The organism is Stenotrophomonas sp. YJH_SMC_101-4, from assembly GCF_059370395.1.
Map to the genome: position 1 here is coordinate 257,911 of NZ_JCAFTP010000004.1, position 26,985 is coordinate 284,895.

The following is a 26,985-nucleotide window of genomic DNA, read 5'->3' on the forward strand; positions in this document are numbered from 1 at the left end:
GAGGCCTCTGTCTTGCCTGCTCGATGCTGTGAACCGCGCTTCCGTCCCCGGCCTGGATGCCTTGTTGAACCGTCCCTCGGCAGCCGTGCTGCCTGCTCCGCTGCGCCAGGCCCTGCGCGGGCACTGGGAAGCGCCGGAATGCGACCACCAGATGCGTGCCAGCTGGTCGGTGCTGGGTGACACCCTCGACGCACTGGCGATGCTCTCCGCCGACGAAGGCGCGGTGGTCGCGGCCCTGCTGTTCGACCTGCCGGGCCTGCGGGCGAGCCTGGAACAGCTGCCGCTGGGCAACCACAAGGCCGCGGTGATCGGCCTGCTGGATGGCCAGGACGCCGCCGACCCGGTGTGGGCGCTGCATGCCGGCCGTGAGGCAGGGCGCAACAGCGAGGGCCTGCGCCGCCTGCTGCTGGCGATCATCCGCGACCTGCGCGTGGTGCCCATCCTGCTGGCCCGGCAGCTGGCGCGGATGCGCGCGGCCGACAAGCTGGATGACGAGCAACGCCGCGCGCTGGCACAGCTGACACGCGACATCCACGCGCCATTGGCCAACCGCCTGGGCATCTGGCAGCTGAAGTGGGAGTTGGAGGACCTGGCGTTCCGCCACCTGGAACCGGAGACCTACCGTCGCATTGCGCGGGAGGTGGACGAAACCCGCATCGCCCGCGAGCGTTACGTCGAGAACGTCAAGAAGGTGCTGTCGCGCGAGCTGGTCGCGCAGGGCATCAAGGCCGAGGTCAGCGGCCGTCCAAAGCACATCTACAGCATCTGGCGGAAGATGCAGAAGAAGCGTCTGGCGTTCGACCAGCTGTATGACATCCGTGCGGTGCGCGTGATGGTCGACGACGTCGCCGCCTGCTACGCCGCGCTGGGCGTGGTGCATGCACTGTGGGCACCGGTGCCGAGCGAGTTCGACGATTACATCGCCCGGCCCAAGGCGAACGACTACCGCTCGCTGCACACCGCCGTGGTCGGCCCGGAAGGCCGCACCATCGAAGTGCAGATCCGTACCCACGAAATGCATTCGCAGGCCGAGCTGGGCGTGGCCGCGCACTGGAAGTACAAGGAAGGTGGCAAGGGCGCGGAGAAGTCCTTCGACCGCAAGATCACCTGGATGCGCCAGCTGCTGGAGCAGGCGCAGGACGGGCAGGGCAATGAGCTGGCCGGGGCGCTCGACGCCGAGCTGACCGAAGACCGGGTCTATGCACTGAGCCCGAAGGATGAGGTGCTGGATCTGCCGCAGGGCGCCACGCCGCTCGATTTCGCCTACCAGGTGCACACCATGGTGGGCCACCGCTGCAGGGGCGCCAAGGTCAACGGTCGCATCGTGCCGCTGACCTATCGCCTGCGCAGCGGCGACCGCGTCGAGATCCTGACCGGCAAGGAGGCCGACCCCCGCCGCGACTGGCTGATGCCGGCCAACGGCTTCCTGGCCAGCAACCGCTCGCGCGAAAAGGTACGCAGCTGGTTCCACAAGCTGGACCGCGCGCGCAACGTGCAGGCCGGGCGCGAACTGCTTGAGCGCGAGCTGAAGCGTCTGGGCCTGCAGCACTCGGACCTGGCGGTGGCGGCGAAGAAGTTCCATGCCGACAGCGTTGACGACCTCTACATCCAGGTGGCGCTGGGAGATACCGGCCCGAACCAGGTCAGCCGTACCCTGCTGGAAGCCGAACGTGCAGCGAGCCAGCCGGCGCCCGCGCCGACCCTGCCGCGGCCGACCGCGCGCCGCGAGAACCTGGGCAAGTCCAAGTTCACCGTGCAGGGCGTGGGCAACCTGCTGGTGCAGCTGGCACGCTGCTGCCAGCCGGTGGCTGGCGAGCCGATCGTCGGCTACCTGACCCGTAGCCGTGGTGTCACCGTGCATCGTGCAGACTGTGCCGCGCTGGCCCGGCTGGCAGCCACCAGCCCGCAGCGCATCCTGCCGGTGGAGTGGGGCCAGGCCGGCGGCGGCTACGAAGTGGACGTGGTGGTCACTGCGGTCGACCGCCGCTGGTTGCTGAAGGACATCACCAACCTGATCGCCCAGGAAGACGCCTACGTGCTCGACATTCACAGTGACAATGTACGCAACAGTGGCCGTGCCCACCTGCGCCTGCGTCTGAAGGTGAGCGACTACGGCCAGCTGTCGACCCTGCTCGGCAAGCTGGATGCGCTGCCCGGCGTGAGCGAGGCGCGTCGCCTCGGCTGAGCTTCACGCTGCCCCGGCTACCCTGCACGCATGGAACGCGAGCCCCCGCATCGCCAGCATGGCGCTGAACACCCTGCGCTGGACCGCGTCCGCCGCGAAGGCCGTTGGTGGTGGCTGCAGGCACGCCACGCGCGCCGGGTGTGGCGCTGGGCGCTGGTCGCGGCGCTGGCGGTGTTCGTGCTGCTGGTGCTGCTGCGCAAGCCATTGGCCGACTGGTTCTGGGATGAGCCGAAGATCGAACAGTTGCTGGCCGAAGGTGACCGCGCGCTTGCCACCGGCCGGTTGAGCGCGGCCGACGGCACTGGTGCGCGCGAGCGCTACCAGGCCGTGCTGGCGCTGGATGGTGATCGTCCGCAGGCCCGCGAAGGCCTGGCCCGTACCGGCGTCGCGGCCCTGCAGCAGGCCAGCGAAAAACTGCAGGCCAACGACCTCGAGGGCAGCGCGAAGGCGCTGGCACTGGCCCGGGAACTGCAGGTGCCGCAGGCCGATGCGGACGCCGTGGCTCGCCAGCTGCAGGCCCGTCGCAGTGCAGGCACCGGCATCGGTGCACTGCTGGCGCAGGCGCGCAACGCCTTTGCAGCGGGCCGGCTGGACGAAGGTGACAGCAGCGCGCTGCCCCTGTTCCAGCGCATCCTGGCATTGCAGCCGGACAATCTGCCGGCGCTGGAAGGTCGCGAGGACGCACTGAGCGATCTGCTGCAGCAGGCCCGCATCCTGGCCGGGCGCGGCGAGCTGGCCGAGGCAGCGACGATACTGCAGCGTGCGCGCCAGTTCGATGCCGGCCACGCAGATCTGCCCGCAAGCCAGGAAGCATTGGCACAGGCTGTCGACCAGCGCCTGCGCCAGGCCCAGCGCGCCTTGCAGCGGCGGCAGCTGGAATCGGCAGCGAAGGGATTCCTCGCCGTGCTGGCAGTGGCGGTTGATGATTCCAGTGCCCAGCGCGGCCGCGAACAGACCTTGCAGGCGGTGCTGGCGCGCAGCCAGAAGCGGGCCGACGACTTCCAGTTCGAGGCGGCGCAGGCCGATTCCGCGCTGGCGGCGGAACTGGGTGCTTCGCCTGCCGCGCAACAGCAGCTCGCGCAACGCCTGCAGCGCGCACAACAGGCGCAGAAGGCGCTGCAGCAGCCGGCGGTCAGCAACACGCAACGCGAACGCCAACTGCGCGACCACCTGCGCAGGATCGAGCGCGCTGAACGTGCCGGGCAATGGATCAGCCCCCCCGGCCACAGTGCGTTCGACGCGTTGCGCGAAGCGCAGTCACTGGCGCCACGCGATGCACGGGTGAAGGCTGCCGCAGCGCGGCTGCTGCCCGCCAGCCGCCGCTGCTTCGACGACAACCTGCGGCAGAACCGCGTGCAGGCCGCAGGTGCCTGCCTGCAGGCCTGGCAGACCCTGTCGCCGACCGCGGCCGGACTTCCCTCGGCACGCCTGCGCCTGGCCCAGCGATGGCTGGCGATCGGCAGCGAACGGCTCGGCAACGGCGACCTGGCTTTCGCGGCGCATGCCGCCGGACAGGCCCGTTTGCTGCAGCCGGACCTGGCCGAGCTGCCAGCGTTCGAAGACCGCCTGCGCCGCGCAGGCGGGCGCCCGGATTAGGTGAAGAACACCCGCTGCACGGTTGCCCGGGCAGCGTCCAGCGAGAAGTGCTCTGCGATGTTGGCCAGGCCGGCATCGGACAGCTGCTGCCACAGCTGCGGATCCTGGTACAGGCGGACCACCGCATCGGCGAAGCCCGCCGCATCATCGGCCACCAGCACGTCCTGGCCCGGGCGCAGGTGCATCCCTTCCACGGCGCAGGTGGTACCTACCACCGGCTGGCCATGGGCCATGCTCAGGTTGATCTTGCCTTTCACGCCGGCACCGAAGCGCAGCGGCGCGATGGAAATGCGTGCGCCGTCCATGTAGGGCGTGATGTCCTCGACGAAACCGTGCATCTGCACGCCGGGCTGGCGTGCGGCCAATGCCAGCAGCGAATCGGGTGTGGCGGCACCGATGCAGTGCAGGCGTACATCGGGCAGACGGGCGCGGATGCCGGCGAAGACTTCGCCGATGAACCACTCCATGGCATCCAGGTTCGGCGGATGGCGGAAGCCGCCGACAAACACCAGATCATGGCGCTGTTCGAATGGCTTGCCGGCGCCGGCGACGTCGTGCAGGTTGGAGATCAGCTCCACCTGCACGGAAGGGGCGTCGGCCTGCAGCTGCTCACGCTCGGCGGCACTGACCAGCACGGTGACGTCGCACTGCTCCATCACGGCCAGCTCGCTGGCGCGGGTGCGCTCGGCGGCGCGCAGCAGCCCGGCATCACCGGCGACTTCGGCACCACGGCGTTCGCGCAGGTAGTGCAGGTCCACGGTGTCGAACACGGTGCGTGCCTGTGGCGCATAGCGCTCCAGCAGCGGCAGGCACTCGTGGGCGACGTGGTGGCGGACCAGCAGCGCCACATGGAAGCGTGCACCGTGCGCTCGCAGCCAGCTGGCGACGCCATCGAGGAACGGTGCATACCAGACTTCCACGCCCATCCGCTGCAGTGCTTCGGTGGCGGCACCGCCATGTTCGCGGCGGGTGGGAACAAACACCACATGAGCGCCGCCCTGCAGCAGCAGGCGGATCAGGTTCACCTGGCGCAGTGACGCGGAATCGCGATCCGGCTGCGGTACTTCCTCGTCCAGGATCAGCACCTGGCGTCGGCCACGCAGCAGCAGCGCCGGCGACGGCACTTCGCCCACCGCCGGATGGCGGGCCAGCTCGGTGGCCCAGCGGGCGGCGAAGATGGCCTGGTTGCGCACCTGGTAGGCCTTCACCCCGCTGCCGGTGTCGGTGCCGTTGCTGGTGCCCTCGTCGTGGATCACCCGGCTGGCCGGCTGAACCAGCACGCGCAGGCCCTGTGCACGCACGCGGAAGGCCAGGTCGGTGTCCTCGTAGTAGGCCGGCTTGTAGCGGGTATCGAAGCCATCCAGCTGCTGCCAGAGGGCGCGCGGCAGCATCAGCGCCGCACCGGAGCAGTAGTCGACGTCGCGCAGGCTGGCATAACGCGGGTCGTCCGCCGCCTCGAAACGGCCGTAGCTCCAGCCGCTGCCGTTGGCGAAGATCACCCCCCCTGATTCCTGCAGGCGGCCATCCGGGTACAGCAGCTGGCTGCCGACCAGGCCGGCGCCGGGCGTGCTGGCGAACGTGTCCAGCAGAGCGTCGAGCCAGCCCGGCTGCGGCACCGTATCGTTGTTGAGCAGCACCACGTAGCGGCCGCGTGCGCGCGACACGCCATCGTTGCAGGCCTCGATGAAGCCGCCGTTGTGCTCGCGCACTTCGTAGCGCAGTCCGGCTACCTGCGGCATCCACTGCACGGTGGCGTCGCTGCTGCCGTCATCCACTACCAGGATCTCGCACGCGGCCAGCGGCGGATGTGCCGCCAGGGCGCGCAGGCAGGCCAGGGTGTGGCCGGCGTGGTTGTAGACCGGGATGACGATGCTCACTTCCGGCGTCTCGCTGAACGGCACCGTGAAGGGGGCGAAATCCTGTGCCGGCGGCAGGAACAGCGGCGTGCGCGGTGCGGGAACGGCGCGCTGGGTATGCACGCGGATGCGCTGCCAGGTCGCCCGCCACCCACGGGTACGCAGGCTGGCCAGGCTCCGGCGGGCCAGGCCCGTGAGGCGGTTGATCAGGTATCGGATCTCGGCCAGGGACATCGCCATCCGGTTGCAACTCCAGCTTAAGCAGGGGAACCCGGGAGAATCCGCCAGCCGCAGCGGCTGGGGTAGACTCGCCAGACCCTACATTCTCGCATTCCCGTGCCCCGACGCTACGATTCCGACGACATCGACGATTTCGACGACGACGACCAGCAGGACAACGGCCCGCTGTGGCGGCGTCGCCTGATCACCTGGAGCATGGCTGCGGTCGCGTTGGGATTGGGTTTCCTCATTCCCTATACGCTGTACCTGAACCAGCAGGTGACCCAACGTTTCGGTGAACTGCGCTGGCAGATCCCGACGCGTGTCTATGCGCGCCCGCTGGTGCTCACCCCCGGCAAGGCGATGGATGCGTCCACGCTGAAGACCGAGCTGGCCGCCTCCGCCTACCGCGATGACGGCCAGGGCAAGGAGCCGGCCACCTATGCGGTGAACGGCGGGCGCTTCGTCATCTCCAGCCGCGGCTACAACGACGTCGATGGCCGGGTTGCCCCGCGCCGGCTCGAGCTGTCGCTGGCCGATGGTGCGGTCGCCTCGCTGCGCGACGCCGACAACCGCAAGGCGTTGAAGGCCGCACGGTTGGACCCGGCCCGCATCGCCACCCTGTACGGCCAGAAGCAGGAAGAACGCCGCCTGATCCGCATGGACGAGGCGCCGGACCTGCTGGTGACCGGCCTGCAGGCGGTGGAGGATAAGGACTTCAACCGCCATCACGGCATCGACCTGTCGGGCATCGCGCGCGCGGTGTGGGTGACCATCCGCTCCGGTGGCCAGAGCCGCCAGGGCGCTTCGACGCTGACCCAGCAGCTGGCCCGCAGTGGCCTGCTCGGCATCGGCAAGGAACAGACGGTTACCCGTAAGTTCAACGAAGTGCTGTACGCGCTGATCATGGAAGCGCGCTACGACAAGCGCACCATCTTCGAGGCCTATCTCAACCAGGTGTACCTGGGCCAGCGTGGCAGCCAGGCGATCCATGGCATGTCGTCCGGCGCCGAGTTCTGGTTCGGCCGCGACCTGCAGTCGCTGGAGACCGAGCAGATCGCGTTGCTGATCGGCCTGGTCAAAGGCCCGTCCTTCTACGACCCGCGGCGCAATCCGGAACGCGCGTTGGATCGCCGCAACTTCGTGCTGGGCAAACTGCACGAGGCCACGCTGATCGATGACGCCGAGTACCAACGTGCGTTGAAGGCCCCGCTGGGCGTGCCCAAGACGCCGGGCCTGGTTGCCGCCAACCGCTTCCCGGCCTATGTCGATCTGGTCCGCCGCCAGCTGGGCCATGACTATCCGGAATCGGCGCTGCAGGGCGCGGGCCTGAGCGTGATGACCGGCATGTCGCCGTCCGCGCAGGCCTATGCCGAAGGCGCGGTGACCCGCACCATCAAGTCGCTGGAAAGCAAGCGCCGCCCCGAACTGCAGGCCGGCATGGTGCTGACCGACGTGCACAACGGTGATGTGCTGGCGGTGATCGGCAGCCGTGAGGTGTCCGAGGTCGGCTTCAATCGGGCGATCGAAGCACAGCGTCCGGTCGGCTCGCTGCTCAAGCCGTTCGTCTACCTGCTGGCGCTTGCGCAGCCGGACCGCTACTCGCTGGCCAGCTGGGTCGATGATTCACCGGTGACCGTGCAGCTCGGCCGCGGCCGCAACTGGAATCCCGGCAACGCGGACAACCGCAGCCACGGTACGGTGCGCCTGATCGACGCGCTGGCGCATTCCTACAACCAGGCCACGGTGCGCGTTGGCATGCAGGTCGGCCCCGAGCGCGTGACCCAGCTGATCCACGTACTGGCCGGCATCAAGGCCGAGGCCAACCCGGCGGTGATCCTCGGCTCGACCGACCAGAGCCCGTACGCGATGGCACAGCTGTACCAGTTCCTCGCGTCCGGTGGCGAGATCCAGCCGCTGCATGCGGTGCGTGGCGTGCTTGATCCGCAGGGCAAGCTGCTCAAGCGTTACGACAAGACCCCGGCACCGGCCCAGGAAGGCGACTCGATTGCCGCCAACCTGATCAGTGTCGGCCTGCAGCAGGTGGTTGCCAGCGGCACCGGGCAGCGGCTCAACGCCGATGGCCTCGGCCGCCTGCAGCCGGCCGGCAAGACCGGTACCACCAACGATGGCCGCGACAGCTGGTACGCCGGTTACACCGGCGATCATCTGGCGGTGATCTGGATCGGCAACGACCAGAACGAGCAGGCCGGCCTGTACGGTGCCACCGGCGCGATGCGGGTCTGGTCGGGTATCTTCCAGCGTCTGCCGAGTGCTCCGCTGCGGGTCAGCAACAAGGGCCTGGACTGGCAGTCGGTGGCGCCCACCGGACTCAACAGCACGGATGAAGGCTGTCCGGGCGCGCGTCGTTTCCCGTTCGTGGTGGGCTATGCACCGGCCTATGCACCGTGCGCGCCGGCGGTGTCGCCGGACGGGCAGGGTGCCGAAGGCGAGGGCGGTGGCTGGCGCAGCTGGTTCGGCCTGGACCGCAAGCCGGAAGCGCCTGCTGAACCTGCCGCGGCGCCCGCCGCCGCCACTCCTCCCCCGAGCCGATGATGCCGATGAACATGCGATCCCTGCTGCAGCCCCTGGCCCTGACCGGCCTCAGCCTGGCCCTGGCCGCCTGCGTGACCAGCGCGCCGCCGGTGGTCAAGCCGGTCGATACCACTACGCCGGCACAGCGCCTGGCTGCGGTGGATGCGGCCGCAGGTCCGGACGACAAGGAGCTGTCGGTGCAGCCGCTGCGTGATTCGCAGGTGGAAGACCTGCGGGTGACCGCGCAGGCGCAACGCCAGGCGAACGACCTGGCCGGTGCCGCCAGCAGCCTGGATCACGCGCTGGAAATCGTCGCCGGCGACCCGGCGGTGCTGCAGGAACGTGCCGAACTGGCGCTGCTGCAGGGGCAGTGGGCGCAGGCGGAGACGTTCGCGCGCAAGGCGGTGGATCTGGGCTCGAAGACGGGGCCGTTGTGCCGGCGGCACTGGGCGACGATCGAGCAGTCGCGCCTGGCGCGGGGCGAGAAGGAAAATGCGGTGTCGGCGCATGCACAGCTGGAAGGCTGCACCGTGCCGGGGATCAAGCGGTACTGAATTTCCAGCCAACGGCGCAGCCCCTCGTGGCTGGCTGCTTGGCCGCCGAAAGCAAAAGCTGCGCTTGGCCGGGCGGGGTGGGTTCGCGGGGGACGCCGTGAACCCGTCCTTGGGGGCTTGGCCGCGGCATCCATGCCGCGGACACCCCCGCGAACCCACCCCGCCCGGCCTCTGACAGTTTCCGTGTGCTGCCAGCCACGGAAGAGAAAAAGAAAATCAAAAGCGGGTCGCGCACTGCGCGCGCTCGCGGTAATCCATCTTCTTCCCTCGTTCCTCCCACAGCTTCTGAGTTGCCAGTCGAGCAAGCTCGACCTTACGACGTGCGTCCATCCGTCACCGGGAAACTGTCGAAGGCGGGTCGGGAGGGGCAGGCAGGACCGTTGGCGCCATGGGCCCGAGGCATGCCTCGGGCGGGTTGGGAAGGATGCCCAACCCCGGTCTTGCCGTGTGCGCAGGACAGCGCGCACGAGCAAGGCGCCATCGAGCCCCCAGGGATGGGTTTACGGCGTGTCCTGCCTGCCCCTCCCGACCCGCCCAGCATGTAGAAACCCAGAGTCATGAACCAAGCTGTTGCCGTTGCTTTTGCTGGTGCTCTGGCTTGAAACGGGTGCCGGGCAGCGCCCGGCCGGGTATCCTTTCCCTCTGATGTCCGACCTTGTCCATGCCAGCCGCGAAGCCCTCAGCGACGGCGGCGCGCTCGCCTCGCATCTGGACGCATTCGTCCCGCGTCCGGCACAGCTGCACCTGACCGAAGCCATCGCCGATGCGCTGCAGCAGCGTGACCTGCTGCTGGCCGAGGCCGGTACCGGCACCGGCAAGACGTTCGCCTACCTGGTGCCGGTGCTGCTGTCCGGGTTGCGCACCATCATCTCCACCGGTACCCGCGCGCTGCAGGACCAGCTCTACCACCGCGATCTGCCACGGGTGCGCCAGGCGCTCGGTGTTGGCCTGCGCAGTGCGCTGCTGAAGGGACGCGCGAACTACCTGTGCCGCTATCGCCTGCAGCAGGCGCGCGGCGAGCCGCGTTTTTCCAGCCCCGAACAGGCTGCGCAGTTCCAGCGGATCCTGGCCTGGTCCGGTCGTTCGGAGTTCGGTGACATCGCCGAACTGGAAGGCCTGGCCGATGATTCGCCGCTGCTGCCGATGGTCACCTCCACTGTCGACAACTGCCTGGGGACCGACTGCCCGTTCTGGGATGACTGCTTCGTGGTGCGCGCGCGGCAACGCGCGCAGGCCGCCGATGTGGTGGTGGTCAACCACCATCTGCTGTTGGCCGACCTGGCACTGAAGCAGGACGGCTTTGGCGAGTTGTTACCTGGGGCGCAGGCCTTCGTCATCGACGAGGCGCATCAGTTGCCCGAACTGGCCGCGCAGTTCTTCGGCGAAGGTTTTGGCATGCGTCCGTGGCAGGAACTGGGCCGCGACTGCCTGGCCGAAGCGCGCGGCGTCGGGGGCGCGCAGTCGGCGCTGCAGGAACCGGTCGACCAGTTGCAGCAGGCGCTGTTGGCGCTGCGCTCGGCAATGGAAGGGCTGCCAGCGCGTGGCACGCAATGGCGTGCACTGGCGATGCCGCAGGTGCGTGATGGCTTCGATGCGGTGATGGCTGGCCTGGTGACGCTGGAGCAGGCGCTGCAGCCGCTGCGCGAAGCGGCTGCCGGCCTCGATGCCTGCCATGCGCGTGCGCGCGAAGCGGTTTCGCGGCTCAGCCGCTGGCTGGGGGATGACGAACCCACCCTCGATTTCGATACCGATCCGGAGGAGACCGCCAGCGCCGCCGATGTGCTCTGGTACGAGCTCACGCCGCGTGGTTTCCGCTGCCAGCGCACGCCGATGGATGTGTCCGGCCCGTTGCGCGAGCATCGCGAACGCAGTCGCGCCGCATGGATCTTCACCTCGGCGACGCTGACCGTCGGCGGCGGATTCGATCACATCGCCACGCGCCTGGGCCTGGACGATCCACATACGCTGGTCCAGCCAAGCCCCTTCAATTGGCCCGAGCAGGCGTTGTGCTATCTGCCCGAGGGCCTGCCTGATCCGGCCGCGCGTGGTTTCGGAACCGCGCTGATCCAGACCCTGCGGCCGGTGCTGCAGGCCTCGCAGGGCAGGGCGTTCCTGTTGTTCGCCTCGCACCGTGCATTGCGCGAGGCCGCCGAGGCACTGCGTGATGGGCCATGGCCGTTGTTCGTGCAGGGCGAGGCGCCGCGCGCGACGCTGCTGCAACGCTTCCGCGAATCGGGCAATGGCGTGCTGCTGGGCTCGGCCAGTTTCCGCGAGGGCGTGGACGTGGTCGGCGAAGCGTTGAGCGTGGTGATGATCGACAAGCTGCCGTTCGCAGCACCGGATGACCCGGTCTACGAGGCACGCCTGGAGGCGATCCGCAGCCAGGGCGGCAACCCGTTCCGCGATGAACAGCTGCCGCAGGCGGTGATCGCGTTGAAGCAGGGCGTCGGCCGCCTGATCCGCAGCGAGAGCGACCGCGGCGTGCTGGTGCTGTGCGACCCGCGCCTGCTCAACCGGGGTTACGGCCGGGTGTTTCTCGATTCACTGCCACCGTTCCGCCGTACCCGCAGCCTGGCCGATGTCCAGGCCTTCTTTACGCCACAATGGGCGCCCGTGGCCGACGATGCGGCTGCCCGGGCCGCTGTTGCGACCGGCCCCGAGCCGGCGCCCGGTGCCACGTTCCCCCTGTTCTGACCCGATCCGATGAAACTGCTCGCCTTTGAAACCGCCACCGAAGCCTGTTCCGTTGCCCTGCATGTCGATGGGCAGGTACTGGAACGCTTCGAGATCGCCCCGCGCCGGCATGCCGAACTGAGCCTGCCGTGGGCCGAGGCGCTGCTGGCCGAAGCCGGCATCAGCCGCCGCCAGTTGGACGGCATCGCGCTCAGCCGCGGCCCTGGTGCGTTCACGGGCGTGCGCCTGGCGATCGCCATCGCGCAGGGCATCGCACTGGCGCTGGACCGTCCGCTGCTGCCGGTATCGACGCTGCAGGTGCTGGCGCTGCGGGCACCGGCAGAAGAAACGCAGATCCTGTCGGCGATCGACGCACGGATGGGGGAGTTGTACGTTGCGCGCTTCGAGCGTGTTGACGGCCTGCCGCTCGCGCGCGATGGCGAGCGTGTATGTGCACCGGCAGCAGTGGCGCTGCCGGACGGGCTGTCGGCCTATGGCGTCGGCACCGGCTTCGGCGCGGCCGACGGCGCGCTGGTGGCGCAGTTGGGCAGTGGCCTTCGGGGATTCGATGCGACAGCACTGCCGCGGGCATCGGATGTGCTGGCACTGGCGGTGCCGGCGTTCGCGCGTGGCGAGGCGATTGCGCCGGAGAAGGTCGAGCCCGCGTACCTGCGTGACAACGTGGCGCTGACCCTGGTCGAGCAGCAGGCCGCGCGTGAGGCGAAGGCGAAGGCCAACGGCTGAGCCCCTCGTGGCGGAGTTGGTTGGTCGTGTAAATCAAAAGCCGCGCTTGGCCGGGCGGGGTGGGTTCGCGGGGGACGCCGTGAACCCGTCCCTGGGGGCTTGGCCGCGGCATCCATGCCGCGGACACCCCCGCGAACCCACCCTGCCCAGCCACGGACAGTTTCCGTGCGCGTCCGCCACGGAAAATCAAAAAAGAAAATCAAAATCAAAAGCCGATCGCTTCGCTCGCATCCACGCATGGCGTGGATGTGTGTCGACCAAGTTCGACACCTACCAAAGCAATGGTGCGCCGCGATCTGTCAGAGGCGGGGCGGTGTCGGGCGGCGGGGTATCCGCGGCATGGATGCCGCGGCTAAGCCTACACGGACGTACTTGCGGCGTCCCCGCCGCCCGACACCGCCTCGCCACGCTTCAGTACACCAACCGCCGCTGTTGTTGTTGCCGTTGCTCTAGCCTTTCAGCGGGTCCCGGGCCGCAGGCCCGGGTAACAAAACCCTACCGGTCGTCGTGCAGGGTGCCGCCCGGCAGGAACACCCACGTGCGGGTGACCTGCAGGATGTCGATCTCGTCTTCGGTCTTCGGCAACGGCGGGAACGGCTGGGCCAGCTTCACCACCCGCAGTGCCGCCTCATCCAGCAGCGGCGTCCCGCTCGAACGCAGGATCCGGCTGCTCTCCACGCTGCCATCGCGGCGCACCCCCACGCTGATCACCACCTGGCCACCGAGGCGGCGCTGCCGGGCCTCGTCCGGGTAATTCAGATTGCCTACGCGCTCGGCGCGGTCGACCCAGGCACGCAGGTAATTGGCATAGGCATATTCGCGCGTGCTGGCCGACACGAACTTGCGGTTCGGGCGCTTGGCGTACTGCGCCGAGCGCAGATGCACTTCGGCAGCCAACCGCGCCATCTCCACATCGCGCTGCTCGCGCGCGCTCAGCGGTGCGTCCGGTTCGGGCTGATCCGGCGTGGGGCGGGACTGTGCCTGCGCCACCACCTCTTCGCCATTGCGGCTGCTGACCACCCGTGCCTGCGGCGGCGGAACCGGCGCGGCCGATTGCTGCTGCTGCGGCACCGGGCTCAGCCCGGACTGGGCCTGTGGGACGATGCCGGCCTGGTTGTCGCGTGGACGCTGTGCGCGGTCGTGCTCGCCACCGCCTTCCTGGTTGGCCGCGGCCAGGAAATCAGCCTGCTTCGGCGTCAGCGCGGTGCGGGTCTGGCTGAAGATCACTTCCAGCGTCGGCACCAGCGGCGCATCGCCCTTCACGGCGAAGCCCACGCCCAGGATCAGCAGGGCGTGGACCAGCACCGACAGCGCGATGGTCGCCCCCAGCCGTTGTGCTTCGCGCGGCGGCGGGGGCAGTACGGCAGGTGCGGCAGGCATCAGCGCAGGCCGGCCTCGAGTGCGTCGAACAGGGTGCCAGCGATGTTCAGGCCGTACTGGGCGTCCAGTTCGCGCACGCAGGTCGGGCTGGTCACGTTGACCTCGGTCAGGTAGTCGCCGATCACGTCCAGTCCGACGAAGCGCATGCCACGACGCTTCATCTCCGGGCCGACCTGGGCGGCGATCCAGCGGTCGCGCTCGCTCAGCGGGCGGCCTTCACCGCGGCCGCCGGCGGCGAGGTTGCCGCGGAATTCGTCGCCCTGCGGGATGCGCGCCAGGCAGTAGTCGACCGGTTCGCCATCGACCAGCAGGATGCGCTTGTCGCCGGCGCTGATGTCGGGAATGAACTTCTGCGCCAGCGCCATCCTGTGGCCGCCGTCGGTCAGCGTTTCCAGAATCACGTTCAGGTTCGGATCGCCCTGGCCGCTGCGAAAGATCGAGCGTCCTCCCATGCCATCCAGCGGCTTCAGGACGGCTTGGCCGTGTTCCAGGGCAAAGGCCTTCAGCGCCTTGGCGTCGCGGCTGACCAGGGTCGGCGGGCAGCATTGCGGGAACAGCAGGGCGGCCATCTTCTCGTTGTAGTCGCGCAGGCCCTGCGGGTTGTTGACCACGCAGGCGCCGGCCGCCGCGGCCACGTCCAGCACCTGGGTGTCATAGATGTATTCGGCGTCGACCGGCGGGTCCTTGCGCATCAGCACGATCTGGCCGGGGCCGAATTCGGTGCGGCTGAATGCGCCCAGCTCATACCAGCCGGCCGGGTCGTCGCGCACCTGCAATGGCGCGGTCTGGGCCACCGCCACGCCGCCCTCCAGAGCCAGGCCACCCGGACGCACGTAGTGCAGGGCATGGCCGCGGCGCTGGGCTTCCAGCAGCATGGCGAAGGTGGTGTCCTTGGCGATCTTGATGTGGGCGATGGGATCCATCACCACGATGACGTTCAACGGCATGGGCGCACCTGTCAGGCAAGGCGTTGATGGTAGCGGCAACGCCGCCCGCGCGCCTCCCCGCCGTACTGCAACGCAGCGTCCGCCCGGGGCTCGCGCACGCATTGCGAAACCCGTCACGTTCAGGAGGGTGCCATGCCCCGCGCCATGGGGCGGCCTTGAAGCGGGCGCGGAAAGTGCGATATAGATACGCTTTCGTAGCGGCCCCCGCCAGAGATCGGGCCGTGCGCTTGGGGATAGGCAATGACTGAAAACACGACTGCGGGCGGGGAACTCGCAGGACTCCGGGTGATGGTCATCGATGATTCGAAGACCATCCGCAGGACTGCGGAAACGCTGCTCAAGCGCGAAGGCTGCGAGGTGGTCACCGCCACCGACGGCTTCGAAGCGCTTGCCAAGATCGCAGACCAGCAACCGCAGATCATCTTCGTCGACATCATGATGCCGCGCCTGGACGGGTACCAGACCTGTGCGCTGATCAAGGGCAACCAGCTGTTCAAGGCGACCCCGGTCATCATGCTCTCGTCCAAGGATGGCCTGTTCGACAAGGCGCGGGGACGCATCGTCGGCTCGGAGCAGTACCTGACGAAGCCTTTCACGCGTGAAGAACTGCTGGGTGCCATCCGCACATACGTCAACGCCTGACCAGGGGGGAAAGGCACAATGGCTCGTATCGTTCTGATCGAGGATTCACCGACCGACCGCGCGGTGTTCACCCAGTGGCTGCGCCGTGCCGGCCATGAGGTGCTGGAAGCGGACAACGCCGAGGATGGACTGCAACTGGTACGCGACCAGGTGCCGCAGCTGGTGCTGATGGACGTGGTCCTGCCCGGCATGAGCGGCTTCCAGGCCACCCGTGCGATGGCCCGTGATGCGGCGATCAAGCACATCCCGGTGATCATCGTCAGCACCAAGGCGATGGAAACCGACAAGGCCTGGGGCCTGCGCCAGGGCGCGGCCGACTACATCGTCAAGCCGCCGCGCGAGGATGAACTGATCGCGCGGATCAACGAGCTGGTGGCCTGATGCGCTCGCCCTTCGACATCCTCGAAGCCTACGAACGGCGAAGCCTGGCCCACGCGGTGCAGCTGCCCGAGCGCCAGTTCGCGCAGGACCTCTGGCGTGGCGTGGGTTACCGCGTCGGCCAGCGTCGGCTGGTGTCCGATTTCCGCGAAGTGGTGGAAATCGTGCCGATGCCGCCGGTCACCCCGGTGCCGTGCGCACAGCCGTGGCTGCTGGGCGTGGGCAACCTGCGCGGCAACCTGTTCCCGGTGGTCGACCTGAAGTACTTCCTGGAAGGCACGCGTACCGTGCAGCAGGAAGGCCAGCGCGTGCTGATCATGCGCCAGGCCGGCGGCGACGTCGCGCTGACCATCGATGAACTGTTCGGCCAGCGCAGCTTCGAACTGGACCAGCAGATCGCGGCCGGCACGCTGGCCGAAGGGCGTTACGGCCACTTCGTCGATCGCGCCTTCCACGCCGACGGCCACGACTGGGGCGTGTTCTCGCTCTCGCTGCTGTCGCGTACCCCTGAATTCCGGCAAGCCGCGGCCTGAGGCCGGGCAACGCCCCCTGCATTGAAGATCGAGGTTGAACGATGAGTACTGCTTCGGACGCCACCAAGACCGGCAAGCTGCGGCTGGGCGGCAGCAACCTCTGGCTGTTCCTGCTGCTGGCATCGATGATCCTGTTCGGCGTCAACACCGGCGTCGCCACCTGGCAGGGCAGTCGCCTGGCCGATGCCGGTTCCAAGGCGGCCGACCTGCAGGTGCTGTCACAGCAGCTGGCCAACCAGGGCCGTGACGCGGTGGGCGGCAACGCGCAGGCGTTCACCGCCTTCAAGGCCACCCGCAACGCGATCGAACAGAACGTGTCGACCCTGCAGGGGCGCTACGGCAAGGAACCGGGCGTGTCCGGTGCGATCGCCACCCTGGGCGAAACCTGGGCGCCGCTGGGCAAGCAGGCCGGGCAGCTGGTCGCCAGTGAACCGGCGGTGCTGGCCCTGGCCGGCAACGCCAACAACTTCACCGGCGCCGTGCCGGGGCTGCAGGCCCAGCTGAACGAGCTGGTGCGTGCGATGTCCGCTTCCGGCGCCCCGTCGTCGCAGGTGTACAGCGCCCTGCAGCAAGTGGTGGTGGCCGGCTCCATGGCCCGCCGCGTGACGGAAATGCGTGCCGGTGGCAGCGCCGCTGCCACCTCGGGCGACGCACTGGCCCGTGACATCACCGTGTTCTCGCAGGTGCTCGACGGCCTGCGCAACGGCAACGAGGAACTGGGCATCACCGCCGTGCGCGGTGCCGCCGCCGTGGCCGCGCTGGAGCAGTCGCAGCAGAAGTGGGAAGCGATGAAGCAGGACGCCGACGCGATCCTGGCCAGCTCGCGCCAGCTGTTCGCGGCGCAGTCGGCGGCCACCGCACTGGGCCAGGGTTCGGCGCACATGCTGGACGACAGCCGCAAGCTGTTCGAGGCGTTCTCCTCGTTCGGTTCGGTGTCCGATACCCGCCTGTTCCCGAATTTCTGGATCGGCGTGGTCTCCGGTGCGCTGTCGCTGATTGCGATCATCGGTTTCGTCTCCACCAACGTGCGCAGCCGCTCGCGCGAGCAGGAACTGCGCTACCAGACCCAGGTGGAGTTCAACAGCCGCAACCAGCAGGCGATCATGCGGCTGCTGGACGAAATTTCCTCGCTGGGTGAGGGCGACCTGACAGTGAAGGCCTCGGTGACCGAGGACATGACCGGCGCCATCGCCGACGCGATCAACTACGCCGTCGACGAGCTGCGCCACCTGGTGACCACCATCAACGACACCTCGGCCAAGGTCGCGCTGTCCACCCAGGAAACCCAGGCGACCGCCATGCAGCTGGCAGAGGCGGCGGGCCACCAGGCCAACCAGATCACTTCGGCTTCGGACCGCATCGGCGAAATCGCGGCGAGCATCGAACAGGTGTCGCGCAACTCGGCCGAGTCGGCCGACGTGGCGCAGCGCTCGGTGGTGATCGCCGCCGAGGGTGCCGGCGTGGTGCGCGAGACCATCCAGGGCATGGACCAGATCCGTGACCAGATCCAGGAAACCTCCAAGCGCATCAAGCGCCTGGGCGAGTCGTCGCAGGAAATCGGCTCGATCGTGGAACTGATCAACGACATTTCCGAGCAGACCAACATCCTGGCGTTGAACGCTGCGGTGCAGGCAGCGTCGGCCGGTGAAGCGGGCCGCGGCTTCGCGGTCGTGGCCGACGAAGTGCAGCGCCTGGCAGAACGTACCTCCGGCGCGACCCGACGCATCGAGAACCTGGTGCAGGCCATTCAGGCCGATACCAACGAAGCGGTCACCTCGATGGAACAGACCACCGCCGAAGTGGTGTCCGGTGCACGCCTGGCCGAGGACGCCGGCACCGCGCTGACCGAAATCGAACGCGTGTCCAATGCACTGAACACCCTCATCAAGAACATCTCCATCGCCGCCCAGCAGCAGTCCGCCGCGGCCTCGGACATCACCCGCACCATGGGCGTGATCCGGCAGATCACCGGCCAGACCTCGCAGGGTGCCGGGCAGACCGCCGAATCGATCGGCCACCTCGCGCAGCTGGCGGCCGACCTGCGTCGTTCGGTCGCCGACTTCAAGCTGCCGGCGTGACGCAGGCAGGGCGGCGAGCAAGGAACCAGTCGATGAAGCATTTCCATTTCCCACGCCAGAACTCGCGCGGCTTCCGCGCGGCGGCGAACGGAGCGCGTCCATGAGCAGTCTGCGCGATGCGATGAGCCACGCAGCGCTGGGTTGGGTCAAGCCTGAGCTGGACGAGACCCTGCGCCAGGTGCGCAACGAGGTCGAGTACTACGCGGAAGACCCGGCCGATGCCAGCCGCATGCGCATCTGCGCCGGCTACCTGCACCAGGTGCAGGGCACCCTGCGCATGGTCGAACTGTATGCCCCGGCGATGGTGGCCGAGGAGCTTGAACAGCTGGCCAATGCCATCGGCGCTGGGGGTGTGGCCGATCGGGATGAAGCCTGCGCGACCCTGATGCGTGGCAGCGTGCTGCTGCCTGACTACCTGGAGCGCCTGCAGAACGGGCATCGCGATATCCCGATCGTGCTGATGCCGCTGCTCAACGAGATCCGTGCCGCACGTGGCGAAGAAGGCGTGCATGACAGCGTACTGCTGGCATTCGCACCGGACAGCGTCACCGCCACCGAGGCCGAGCTGGACCATGCCCGCGGCAGTCTGAGCGGGCGCAACCGCGAGCTGCTCGATACCGTGGGCAGTGCAGTGAAGGAAGAACTGCTGCGCATCAAGGATGCGCTGGACCTGCACCTGCGTACCGGCGGTGCGCCGGAGCAGCTGCAGACCCAGGCCAACGAGCTCGGTGCGGTGGCCGATACGCTGGGCATGATGGGCCTGGGCGTTGCCCGTGGCGTGGTCGTGCAGCAGCGTGATGCACTGCGTGGCGTGGTCGAAGGGCGCCAGCAGATCGACGAGAACCTGTTGCTGGATATCGCCGGGGCACTGCTGTACGTGGATGCCTCGCTGGATGACCAGGTTGCTCATCTGGGCGCCGGCGGCAGTGGCGCGGACGATCCGAGCGCGGTGGAGAACCGGCGCACGGTAGAAGTGCTGGCGCATGAGGCCATCGCCAACTTCGCCGCCGCGCGTGAGCACTTCGTCGCGTTCATTGAAACCAGCTGGAACCATGCCGAGCTGCAGGACGTGCCGCGCCTGCTGGGCGATGTCTCCGGCGCGCTGCGCATGCTGGATCTGGGCACGGCTGCGGATTACCTGCGCGGTGTGCAGCAGTACATCGAAGCCGAGCTGATCGGTCGCCAGCGCGTGCCCAGTGGCCGTCAGCTGGACACCCTGGCCGATGCCATGGCCAGCCTGGAGTACTACCTCGAAGCACTGCGCGACCGCCGCCCGGGCCGCGAGGACATTCTCGACATCACCCGCAGCAGCCTTGAAGCGCTGCGCTACTGGCCGTTGCCGGACCGCAACGCGGTGGAACCTGTTGCCGCCGCGCCGATTCCATTCGCATCGCTGCTGATCGAACGCGAGCCGGTCGCGCTGCAGGCCGAGCCGTTGCAGCCGGAGCGCATCGAGATTCCGGTGCAGCCGGCCGCGCCCGCCGCTGGCACTGTGCCGGTGCCGCTGCCGGACTTCACCTTTGATCCGCCACCTGCCACGCCTGCACCGGAGGTGGTGGACAACAGCCTGATGTTCGGTGCGCTGGGGAGCGCTGCATCCGCACCGCTGTCGTTGCAGGACGACGCAGATGCGCCCTTGGTCTTCGCCGCCTCCAGCGCGCCTGCACCCGACGTGCCGCAATGGGATCTCGCACCGTTCCATTCCGACTCCGATCCGGCCGCGAGTGCCGAAGACGAGCGCAGTCCGACCTTCGCCAGCTTCGACCCGGTCAGTTTCGAACGGGCCGAAACCGGAGTGGGATCGGCGCCGCAGTGGACACTGTCGGAGGCAACGCCGCCGGCAGTGGCCGATGTGGCCGTGATGGCTGTCGAGGACGACGTCGAAGCGTCGGTGCCCTTCGACACCGCTGACTTTGCCGCGCCGGTGTTCGACCCGGTCGCTGCCGAGCACGATGCGGTTGCCGCCGGTGAGGACGTGGTATTCCGCTTCGACGCCGATGCGCTGGACAATGCCGACGACGTGCTGTCGCTGCACGCGATGGAGACGCTGTCGCTGGACGACGACGCCGGATTGCATCCGTCGCTGGAGATCGTCGATGCCGCCACGCCCCTGCGGGTAGACGAAAGCCCTGTGGTTGCCGGAGTGGACGCCGTTCCGGCGGATGTGCCGGAGGACGTGCCCGCGCCGATGGCCGAGGTGCTGGCGCCGGCCTCCGATGCACCGGCACCGGCGGTGTCGGTGTCGGTGTCGGTGATTGATATCGACACCATCGCACCCATCGATTTCAGCGAAGCCGACGCGCAGTTCTTTGCCGAGCTGAGCGCCGCGGCGGCCGACTTCAATCCGCAGGCCATGGCGGCTCCGCCCGCTGCGGACATCCCGGTCGTGGCTGGGACCGAGGCCGGCTTCGAGGCGGGCTTCGACGACGATGCCGAGAACATCGACGAGGACATCCGAGAGGTGTTCCTGGAAGAGTTCGACGACGAGCTGGCCAACCTTGGCACGCTGCTGCCGGCATGGCGTGTGCAGCTGGACAACATGGACCGGCTGCGGCCGATCCGGCGCATCTTCCACACCCTCAAGGGCAGTGGCCGCCTGGTGGGGGCGCGCACCCTGGGCGAGTTCGCCTGGAAGATCGAAGGCATGCTCAACCGCGTGCTTGATGGCAGCCGCCCGGCCACTCCGGCCGTGCTGGCGATGGTCGATAGCGCACATGCCGCGCTGCCGCAGCTGAACGCCGCGCTGCGCCATGGCCAGCGCATCAGCGTGGACCTGCAGGCGATGCAGGCCATCGCCGATCGTGTCGGCGCCGGTGAGGAAACCTATTACGTGCCGCTGCCGGTAGCGGCCGCGCCTGTGGCACCGGTGGCCGAGGCCGAAGGCGAGGACGAGGACGAGATCAGCCGCATCCTGGCGGCCGAAGCCATCGCGTCGGTGCAGGACGAAGCCGAGCCGGTGCCCGAGGCCGTGGGCACGCCAGCCAACATCGACAGCGTGCTGCGCGAGATCCTCGAAGCCGAAGTGGAAGTCCACCAGGCCACCCTGCAGGATTGGCTGCGCTCGGCGCAGCAGGCACCGCAGCCGGTCAGCGACGCGTTGCTGCGCGCAGTGCACACCATGAACGGCGCCTTCGCGATGACCGAAGTGCCGGAAATCACGGCGGTCACCGGCGGTGCCGAGTCCTACATCAAGCGCGCGCTGGCCGCTGACGTGGTGCCTGGCGACGAAGGCGTTGCCGCACTGGATGCGACTGCGCAGGCGATCACCGCGACCATGGAGGCGCTGCAGGCCGAACAGCCGCGCATTGTTCCGCAGGGCGCGTTGGTGCAGCGGCTGCAGGTATTGGCCGGCGAGCTGCCGGAAGCACGCTGGCCGCTGTTCGCGCTGGAAGACGAGGATGAGGAGGGCGTCGAGCTGGCGGCTGATGTCGAGCCGGCATCCGAAGCCGAAGCGCCGCTGGCTGGGCTGGACGCGCTGGACGAAACCAGCATGCCGTCCGCTTTCGATGCGGAGCCCGATCTCATTGCCGAGCCGCAACTGCTTGCCGAAGATGCGCTGGAACCGGTTCCAGCTGCAGCCGAGCCGCAGCCGCTGGATGTCGCGGCCGACAGCGGCCTGGACGTGGGCGAGCTGACCGCCAGCGACGATCTTTCGCGTTACTTCGACGCCGGCTGGGCGTCGGTGCCAGGCGAAGCTGAACCTGCCGTGGCGGACATCGGCACGATTGAATCGATCCAGCCGGTCGAGAGTGCGCCTGTTGTCGAAGTGGCCGACGTAGATGCCGTGCCCACGATCGCGACGGTCGAAGACGCTGATCTGACCGTGGCCGACGATCTGTCGCCGTACCTCGACGCCAGTGCGCTGCCGGTGGATGACCGTGACGCGGAAGAGCTGCCGGTGTCTGCGGATGTTGACGCGATCGACCTGAATACGTCGCTGTCCTTTGATTCGGGCCGTGGCGATGACCGCGTCATTGACGACGCTGCTGCACTGCCACTCGACAGCGAGCTGTCGAGCCTGCAGGATGAAATGGCTGTGCCGGGTTTTGCAGAACCGGTCACGCTGGCAGCCGCGCTCGAGGCCGGCCTGCACGTGATCGAGGAAGAGCAGACCCTGGACGACGACGGGCAATGGCCCGTGATCGGCCTCCAGGCCAGCGAACTCGCGCCGGGCGAGGCAGATGCCTTTGCCGAGGATGCGGACGTCGGCGGGGAGGCGGCGGTCGGTGAAGGAGAGAGCGCCGATCAGCCGTCCCCGGCGACGGTGATTGAGGAGATCACCGCGGAGCCCCCGCAGGGCAGCGCTGCTGTGGTGCGCTTCTTCGAGATGGAAGAGGCGCCGGGCCAGGGCATGGTCGAAGCCGATGCCGATGCCGATGCCGATGCCGATGCCGAGATTGCAGAGGCCGACGTCACGCCCCGTGCGCCGCACCTCGAGCAGGCGCCTGATGCGGCCGATGCCGAAGACGGCGCCGACGCACTTGACTTCAGCGTGTACGACCGCGAGCTGGTCGATATCTTTGTCGAGGAAGGCAAGGACCTGCTCGACCACTGTGATGGCCTGATCAGCGAACTGCGCGATGCACCGCAGGACCGCGAGGTGCTGGCCGGCCTGCAGCGTGACCTGCACACCCTCAAGGGGGGCGCGCGCATGGCCGGCATCAACGCCATCGGCGATCTCGGCCACAGCATCGAATCGCTGCTGGAAGCCGTCGCCGCCGGTCGCACCGAGATCGAGCGCCGTGATGTGCAGCTGCTGGAGCGTGGCTTCGATCGCCTGCACCAGCTGCTCACCCGCACCGGTGATCATCGCGTGGTGGAACCGGCGCAGGACCTGGTCGACGCGTTCGAAGTGCGTACCACCACCGATATCGCTGCGGCTGCGGCGGCCAACGTGGCGAGCGTCGCAGAAACCGACTCGGCACCGGTCGCCAGCCCGGCTCCGGCACTGCTCGATGCGCCGTTGTCGGCACCGCTGCCGGCAGAAGGCGTGGTCGATGAAGATCCGCTGGCGCGTCCGCAGCAGGAGCAGGTGCGCGTGCGCGCCGACCTGCTCGACCGCCTGGTCAACCATGCCGGTGAAGTGGCGATCTACCGCTCGCGGCTTGAACAGCAGCTCGGTGCCTTCCGTGGTGCCATGGGCGAACTGGAGCGCACCAATGCGCGACTGCGCGACCAGCTGCGCCGACTCGACCTGGAAACCGAGGCGCAGATCGTCGCCCGCTACCAGCGCGAACAGGACCAGGCCGACCAGAAATTCGATCCGCTGGAACTGGACCGCTTCTCCACCCTGCAGCAGCTCAGCCGTGCGCTGAACGAGTCGGCGGCCGACCTGGGTGGCCTGCAGGGCGTGCTTGACGATCTGTCGCGCCAGTACGATTCGCTGCTGCAGCAGCAATCGCGCGTCAGCTCCGAGCTGCAGGATGGCCTGATGCGCGCGCGCATGGTGCCGTTCGACGGCCTGGTGCCGCGCCTGCGCCGCGTGGTCCGCCAGTCCGGCATGGATACCGGCAAGCAGGTCCACCTGACCCTGGAAGGTACCCACGGCGAACTGGACCGCAACGTCCTCGACCGCATGGTCGCGCCGCTGGAACACATGCTGCGCAACTCCGTGGCCCATGGCCTGGAGGCGCCGGAGCAGCGCCGCGCCGCCGGCAAGCCGGAGGAGGGCGAGATCGCCATCCGCCTGCACCGCGAAGGTTCGGAAATCGTGCTGGAAGTGGCCGATGACGGCGCCGGCCTGGACCGCGAAGCGATCCGCCGCCGCGCCATCGACCGCGGCCTGCTGGCCGCCGATGCGCAGCCGAACGAGCAGGAGCTGGACAACCTGATCTTCGCGTCCGGCTTCACCACCGCCGATCAGGTCAGCCAGCTGGCCGGCCGCGGCGTGGGCATGGACGTGGTGCGCAACGAAGTGCGCCAGCTCGGCGGTTCGGTCGACATCCAGTCGGTGCGGGGCCAGGGCGTGCGCTTCACCCTGCGCCTGCCGCAGACGCTGGCCGTCACCCAGGCGGTGTTCGTGCAGATCGGCGAAACCACCTTTGCGGTGCCGGTCGCCTCGGTCAGTGGCATCGGCCGCCTGTCGCGTGAGCGTTTCGAAGCGGCCGACAGCAGCTATCGCTACAGCGGCGAGGACTATCCGCTGTACGACCTCGGCAGCCTGGTCGGGCAGGCTCCGGCGCGTGCCGACGGCCAGGACCAGGTGCCGCTGCTGCTGGTCCGCGCCGGCGACCTGCGTGCCGCCGTGGCAATCGACCAGGTGCTGGGCAACCGCGAAATCGTGGTCAAGCCGGTCGGCCTGCAGATCGCATCGGTGCCGGGCATCTACGGCGCGACCATCACCGGCGATGGGCGTGTGGTGGTGATCCTGGACGTGGCGCCGCTGGTGCGCCGCTTCCTCGCCAATCCGACACTGCCGGTACTGGCCAATGCGCCGCGCCAGGAGCGCCAGGTGCCGCTGGTGATGGTGGTGGACGACTCCCTGACCATGCGCAAGGTCACCGGCCGCATCCTCGAACGCCACAATTTCGAGGTCAGCGTTGCCCGCGACGGCGTGGAGGCGCTGGAACGCCTGGAAGAGCGCGTGCCGGACCTGATGCTGCTGGATATCGAGATGCCGCGCATGGATGGCTACGAGCTGGCCACCGCGATGCGCGCCGACCCGCGCTACAAGGATGTGCCGATCGTGATGATCACCTCGCGCAGCGGCGACAAGCACCGCCAGCGCGCCTTCGAGATTGGTGTCCAGCGCTATCTTGGCAAGCCGTACCAGGAACTGGACCTGATGCGTAACGTGTACGACCTGCTGGGGATCGCCCGTGTCCGTGAGTGAAACCCAAACGGCTCCGGCCGTTGCCCTGCTGGCCCGCCCCGGCGCGGCGCGTGAGCGCCTGCGCGAGGCGTTGTCGCACGCCGATGTACAGCTGGTGCTGGAAGATGATCCCAATACGCTGGAGGTGCGGGTCCTGCAGGAGGCGCGCCCGCAGTTCGTGGTGATCGCGCTGGAGGCCGCCATCGAGGACGCATTGGAGCGCCTGGAAGCGGTGCTGTCCGCACCGGGCCTGACCCTGGTCTTCGACGAGGCCGAGCTGGCCGCACGTCGTGATGGTTGGGAGGCTCAGCGCTGGGGCCGTCATCTGGCCGCCAAGCTGCATGGCCACCAGCAGGTGTTGCCGCCGGGGGCCGAAGAAGAACCCGGCCTGCAGCTGGAGCCGGGCCACCCGGCACCACCGCCGGCGCCGCAGGAAGAAGCGTTGCAGCCGCACCTGGACCAGGCATTGAGCTGGGCCGACGAGGTCCCTGCTGACAGCCTGTACTCGCCGCCCGCGCAGCTGCACGAACCGATCGCGCTCGAACAGGCGCTGGCGGCGTTGCAGCCGGTCGTGCCCGAGCCGCTGGAGCCGCCCGCACTGCCGTCGCTGGCAGAGTCCGCGCGCGCAGCAGCGCCCCTGCCGCCGGTCTCCTTCGACCACACCGCCTGGTCGCTGGTCGAAGACGGGGCCGATGCCCCGGCCGCCGCTCCGCACCACGCTGCAGTGGAGGCATCGCTGCCTTCCTTCGATACCGGTCATCTGAGCCTGGTCGACCTGGATGCCGCAGCGCCCGTGGGCGCACGCGCCGGATCGCTGCTGGTGCTGGCCGGCATCGGTGGCCCGGACGCGTTGCGTCGCCTGCTCGGCGCGCTGCCGTCTTCGCTGAGCGTGCCGGTCCTGGTGCACATGCGCCTGGATGGCGGACGCTACGGCAACCTGGTCAAGCAGATGGCACGCGTGTCGCCGTTGCCGGTGCAGCTGGCCGAAGCCGGCCAGCGTGCAACACCCGGTGAAGTGCACGTGCTGGCCGATGACATTGGCGTGCAGGCAGCCAGTGACGGCCTGCATTTCGTCAGCGACGCGCAGGGTATTTCGATTGCCGCGCTGCCGGCTGACCACACTGCGCTGGTCCTGCTCAGCGGTGCCGATCTTGCGCATGTTGGTCCGGCGCTGGATCTGGCCGCCGCCGGCGCCTGGGTGGCCGGGCAGGTCGGCGAGGGCTGCTATGACCCTGCCGCAGCCACGGCGGTGGTCGCCGCTGGCATGGTGGCGGGTGAGCCACAGGAACTGGCGCAGGCCATCGCCTCGCGCTGGGGCTCGGAAGACGATAACGGAGAGGCACCATGAGCTATGCCAGCAATGACGAAATCCGCGGCGTCCTGATCCAGGCCGGCAACGAGCGCGTGCTGCTGCCCAATGCCACCGTGGCCGAAATGATGTCGCGCGTGCCGGTGCAGCCGGTCTCCGACGCCCCGCGCTGGCTGGTCGGCGAAATCGGCTGGCACGGCTGGCAGGTGCCGCTGGTGTCGTTCGCACGCCTTTCGGGGCTGGGCGAAGAGGCGGTGGCCGGTCACAACAAAGTGGTGGTGCTGAAGGCCCTGAGCGGCAACGCGCAGCGTCCCTACTATGCGCTGCTGACGCAGAATTTCCCGCAGCTGATCTCGGTGCCGCGCGATGGCCTGCTGGCCGATGCGTCCGAGGAAACCCTGCCGCAGATCGTGCACATGCGCGTGCTGCTGGGTGAGCAGAGCGCGCTGCTGCCAAACCTGGATGCACTGGAAGCCGCGCTGGATTCACTGGCGGCCTGATGGGGAATCCGCCGGGCATGGCCCGGCGCTACCACAGGTGACCCG

Annotated in this window: 16 protein-coding genes; 13 read left to right on the plus strand and 3 right to left on the minus strand. The window is 68.5% G+C overall.

Going from position 1 to position 26,985, the window contains the following annotated elements:
- Positions 1–28: 28 nt before the first annotated feature.
- Positions 29–2,185: a RelA/SpoT family protein gene (locus AC5P8D_RS15480; protein ID WP_019336379.1), complete on the plus strand. Its 2,157-nt coding sequence runs from the start codon at positions 29–31 to the stop codon at positions 2,183–2,185.
- 30 nt (positions 2,186–2,215) lie between these two features.
- Positions 2,216–3,781, plus strand: coding sequence for a hypothetical protein (locus AC5P8D_RS15485; RefSeq protein WP_313270889.1), 1,566 nt, complete (start codon positions 2,216–2,218; stop codon positions 3,779–3,781).
- On the opposite strand, the gene AC5P8D_RS15490 is transcribed toward AC5P8D_RS15485, so the two are convergent.
- Positions 3,778–5,877 carry a glycosyltransferase gene (locus tag AC5P8D_RS15490; protein ID WP_049481805.1) on the minus strand — a complete coding sequence of 700 codons (2,100 nt, stop codon included), beginning with the start codon at positions 5,875–5,877 and terminating at the stop codon, positions 3,778–3,780. The two genes, AC5P8D_RS15485 and AC5P8D_RS15490, sit on opposite strands and share 4 nt — an antisense overlap.
- A gap of 96 nt (positions 5,878–5,973) precedes the next feature.
- Between AC5P8D_RS15490 and mrcB the strand changes: the two genes are divergently transcribed.
- The 4 genes from mrcB to tsaB all read left to right on the plus strand — a co-directional run bounded on the left by mrcB (position 5,974) and on the right by tsaB (position 12,362).
- Complete coding sequence (gene mrcB / locus AC5P8D_RS15495) at positions 5,974–8,412, plus strand: penicillin-binding protein 1B (RefSeq protein ID WP_414614552.1); 2,439 nt, start codon at positions 5,974–5,976, stop codon at positions 8,410–8,412.
- Positions 8,409–8,945, plus strand: coding sequence for a hypothetical protein (locus tag AC5P8D_RS15500; protein WP_049430084.1), 537 nt, complete (start codon positions 8,409–8,411; stop codon positions 8,943–8,945). The genes mrcB and AC5P8D_RS15500 overlap by 4 nt, the downstream gene beginning before the upstream one ends.
- Before the next feature lie 645 nt (positions 8,946–9,590).
- On the plus strand, positions 9,591–11,639 hold the full coding sequence (yoaA, locus tag AC5P8D_RS15505) for a DNA repair helicase YoaA (RefSeq protein WP_159360484.1): 2,049 nt from the start codon (positions 9,591–9,593) through the stop codon (positions 11,637–11,639).
- A 9-nt stretch (positions 11,640–11,648) separates the two neighbouring features.
- On the plus strand, positions 11,649–12,362 hold the full coding sequence (gene tsaB / locus AC5P8D_RS15510) for a tRNA (adenosine(37)-N6)-threonylcarbamoyltransferase complex dimerization subunit type 1 TsaB (RefSeq protein WP_019336376.1): 714 nt from the start codon (positions 11,649–11,651) through the stop codon (positions 12,360–12,362).
- Positions 12,363–12,857: 495 nt separating this feature from the next.
- Here the strand turns inward: tsaB and AC5P8D_RS15515 are convergent, their stop codons facing one another.
- A complete protein-coding gene (locus AC5P8D_RS15515) occupies positions 12,858–13,742 on the minus strand; it encodes an energy transducer TonB family protein (RefSeq protein WP_049436813.1) in 885 nt (294 codons plus the stop codon).
- On the minus strand, positions 13,742–14,689 hold the full coding sequence (gshB, locus tag AC5P8D_RS15520) for a glutathione synthase (protein WP_495203464.1): 948 nt from the start codon (positions 14,687–14,689) through the stop codon (positions 13,742–13,744). Before gshB ends, AC5P8D_RS15515 begins: the two co-directional genes overlap by 1 nt.
- 240 nt (positions 14,690–14,929) lie before the next feature.
- Between gshB and pilG the strand changes: the two genes are divergently transcribed.
- The 7 genes from pilG (at position 14,930) to AC5P8D_RS15555 (ending at position 26,940) form a co-directional block, all read left to right on the plus strand.
- Complete coding sequence (pilG, locus tag AC5P8D_RS15525) at positions 14,930–15,331, plus strand: twitching motility response regulator PilG (protein ID WP_005418455.1); 402 nt, start codon at positions 14,930–14,932, stop codon at positions 15,329–15,331.
- 18 nt (positions 15,332–15,349) lie between these two features.
- The gene (locus AC5P8D_RS15530) at positions 15,350–15,712 is read left to right on the plus strand and encodes a response regulator (RefSeq protein WP_005410717.1); all 363 of its coding nucleotides are present in this window, start codon (positions 15,350–15,352) and stop codon (positions 15,710–15,712) included.
- On the plus strand, positions 15,712–16,242 hold the full coding sequence (locus AC5P8D_RS15535; RefSeq protein WP_005410716.1) for a chemotaxis protein CheW: 531 nt from the start codon (positions 15,712–15,714) through the stop codon (positions 16,240–16,242). The genes AC5P8D_RS15530 and AC5P8D_RS15535 overlap by 1 nt, the downstream gene beginning before the upstream one ends.
- 41 nt (positions 16,243–16,283) lie before the next feature.
- Complete coding sequence (locus AC5P8D_RS15540; RefSeq protein ID WP_010482706.1) at positions 16,284–18,320, plus strand: methyl-accepting chemotaxis protein; 2,037 nt, start codon at positions 16,284–16,286, stop codon at positions 18,318–18,320.
- 100 nt (positions 18,321–18,420) lie between these two features.
- Positions 18,421–25,152 carry an Hpt domain-containing protein gene (locus AC5P8D_RS15545; protein ID WP_495203465.1) on the plus strand — a complete coding sequence of 2,244 codons (6,732 nt, stop codon included), beginning with the start codon at positions 18,421–18,423 and terminating at the stop codon, positions 25,150–25,152.
- The gene (locus tag AC5P8D_RS15550) at positions 25,139–26,479 is read left to right on the plus strand and encodes a chemotaxis protein CheB (RefSeq protein ID WP_109814764.1); all 1,341 of its coding nucleotides are present in this window, start codon (positions 25,139–25,141) and stop codon (positions 26,477–26,479) included. The genes AC5P8D_RS15545 and AC5P8D_RS15550 overlap by 14 nt, the downstream gene beginning before the upstream one ends.
- Positions 26,476–26,940, plus strand: coding sequence for a chemotaxis protein CheW (locus AC5P8D_RS15555; RefSeq protein ID WP_010482710.1), 465 nt, complete (start codon positions 26,476–26,478; stop codon positions 26,938–26,940). Before AC5P8D_RS15550 ends, AC5P8D_RS15555 begins: the two co-directional genes overlap by 4 nt.
- Positions 26,941–26,985: the final 45 nt, after the last annotated feature.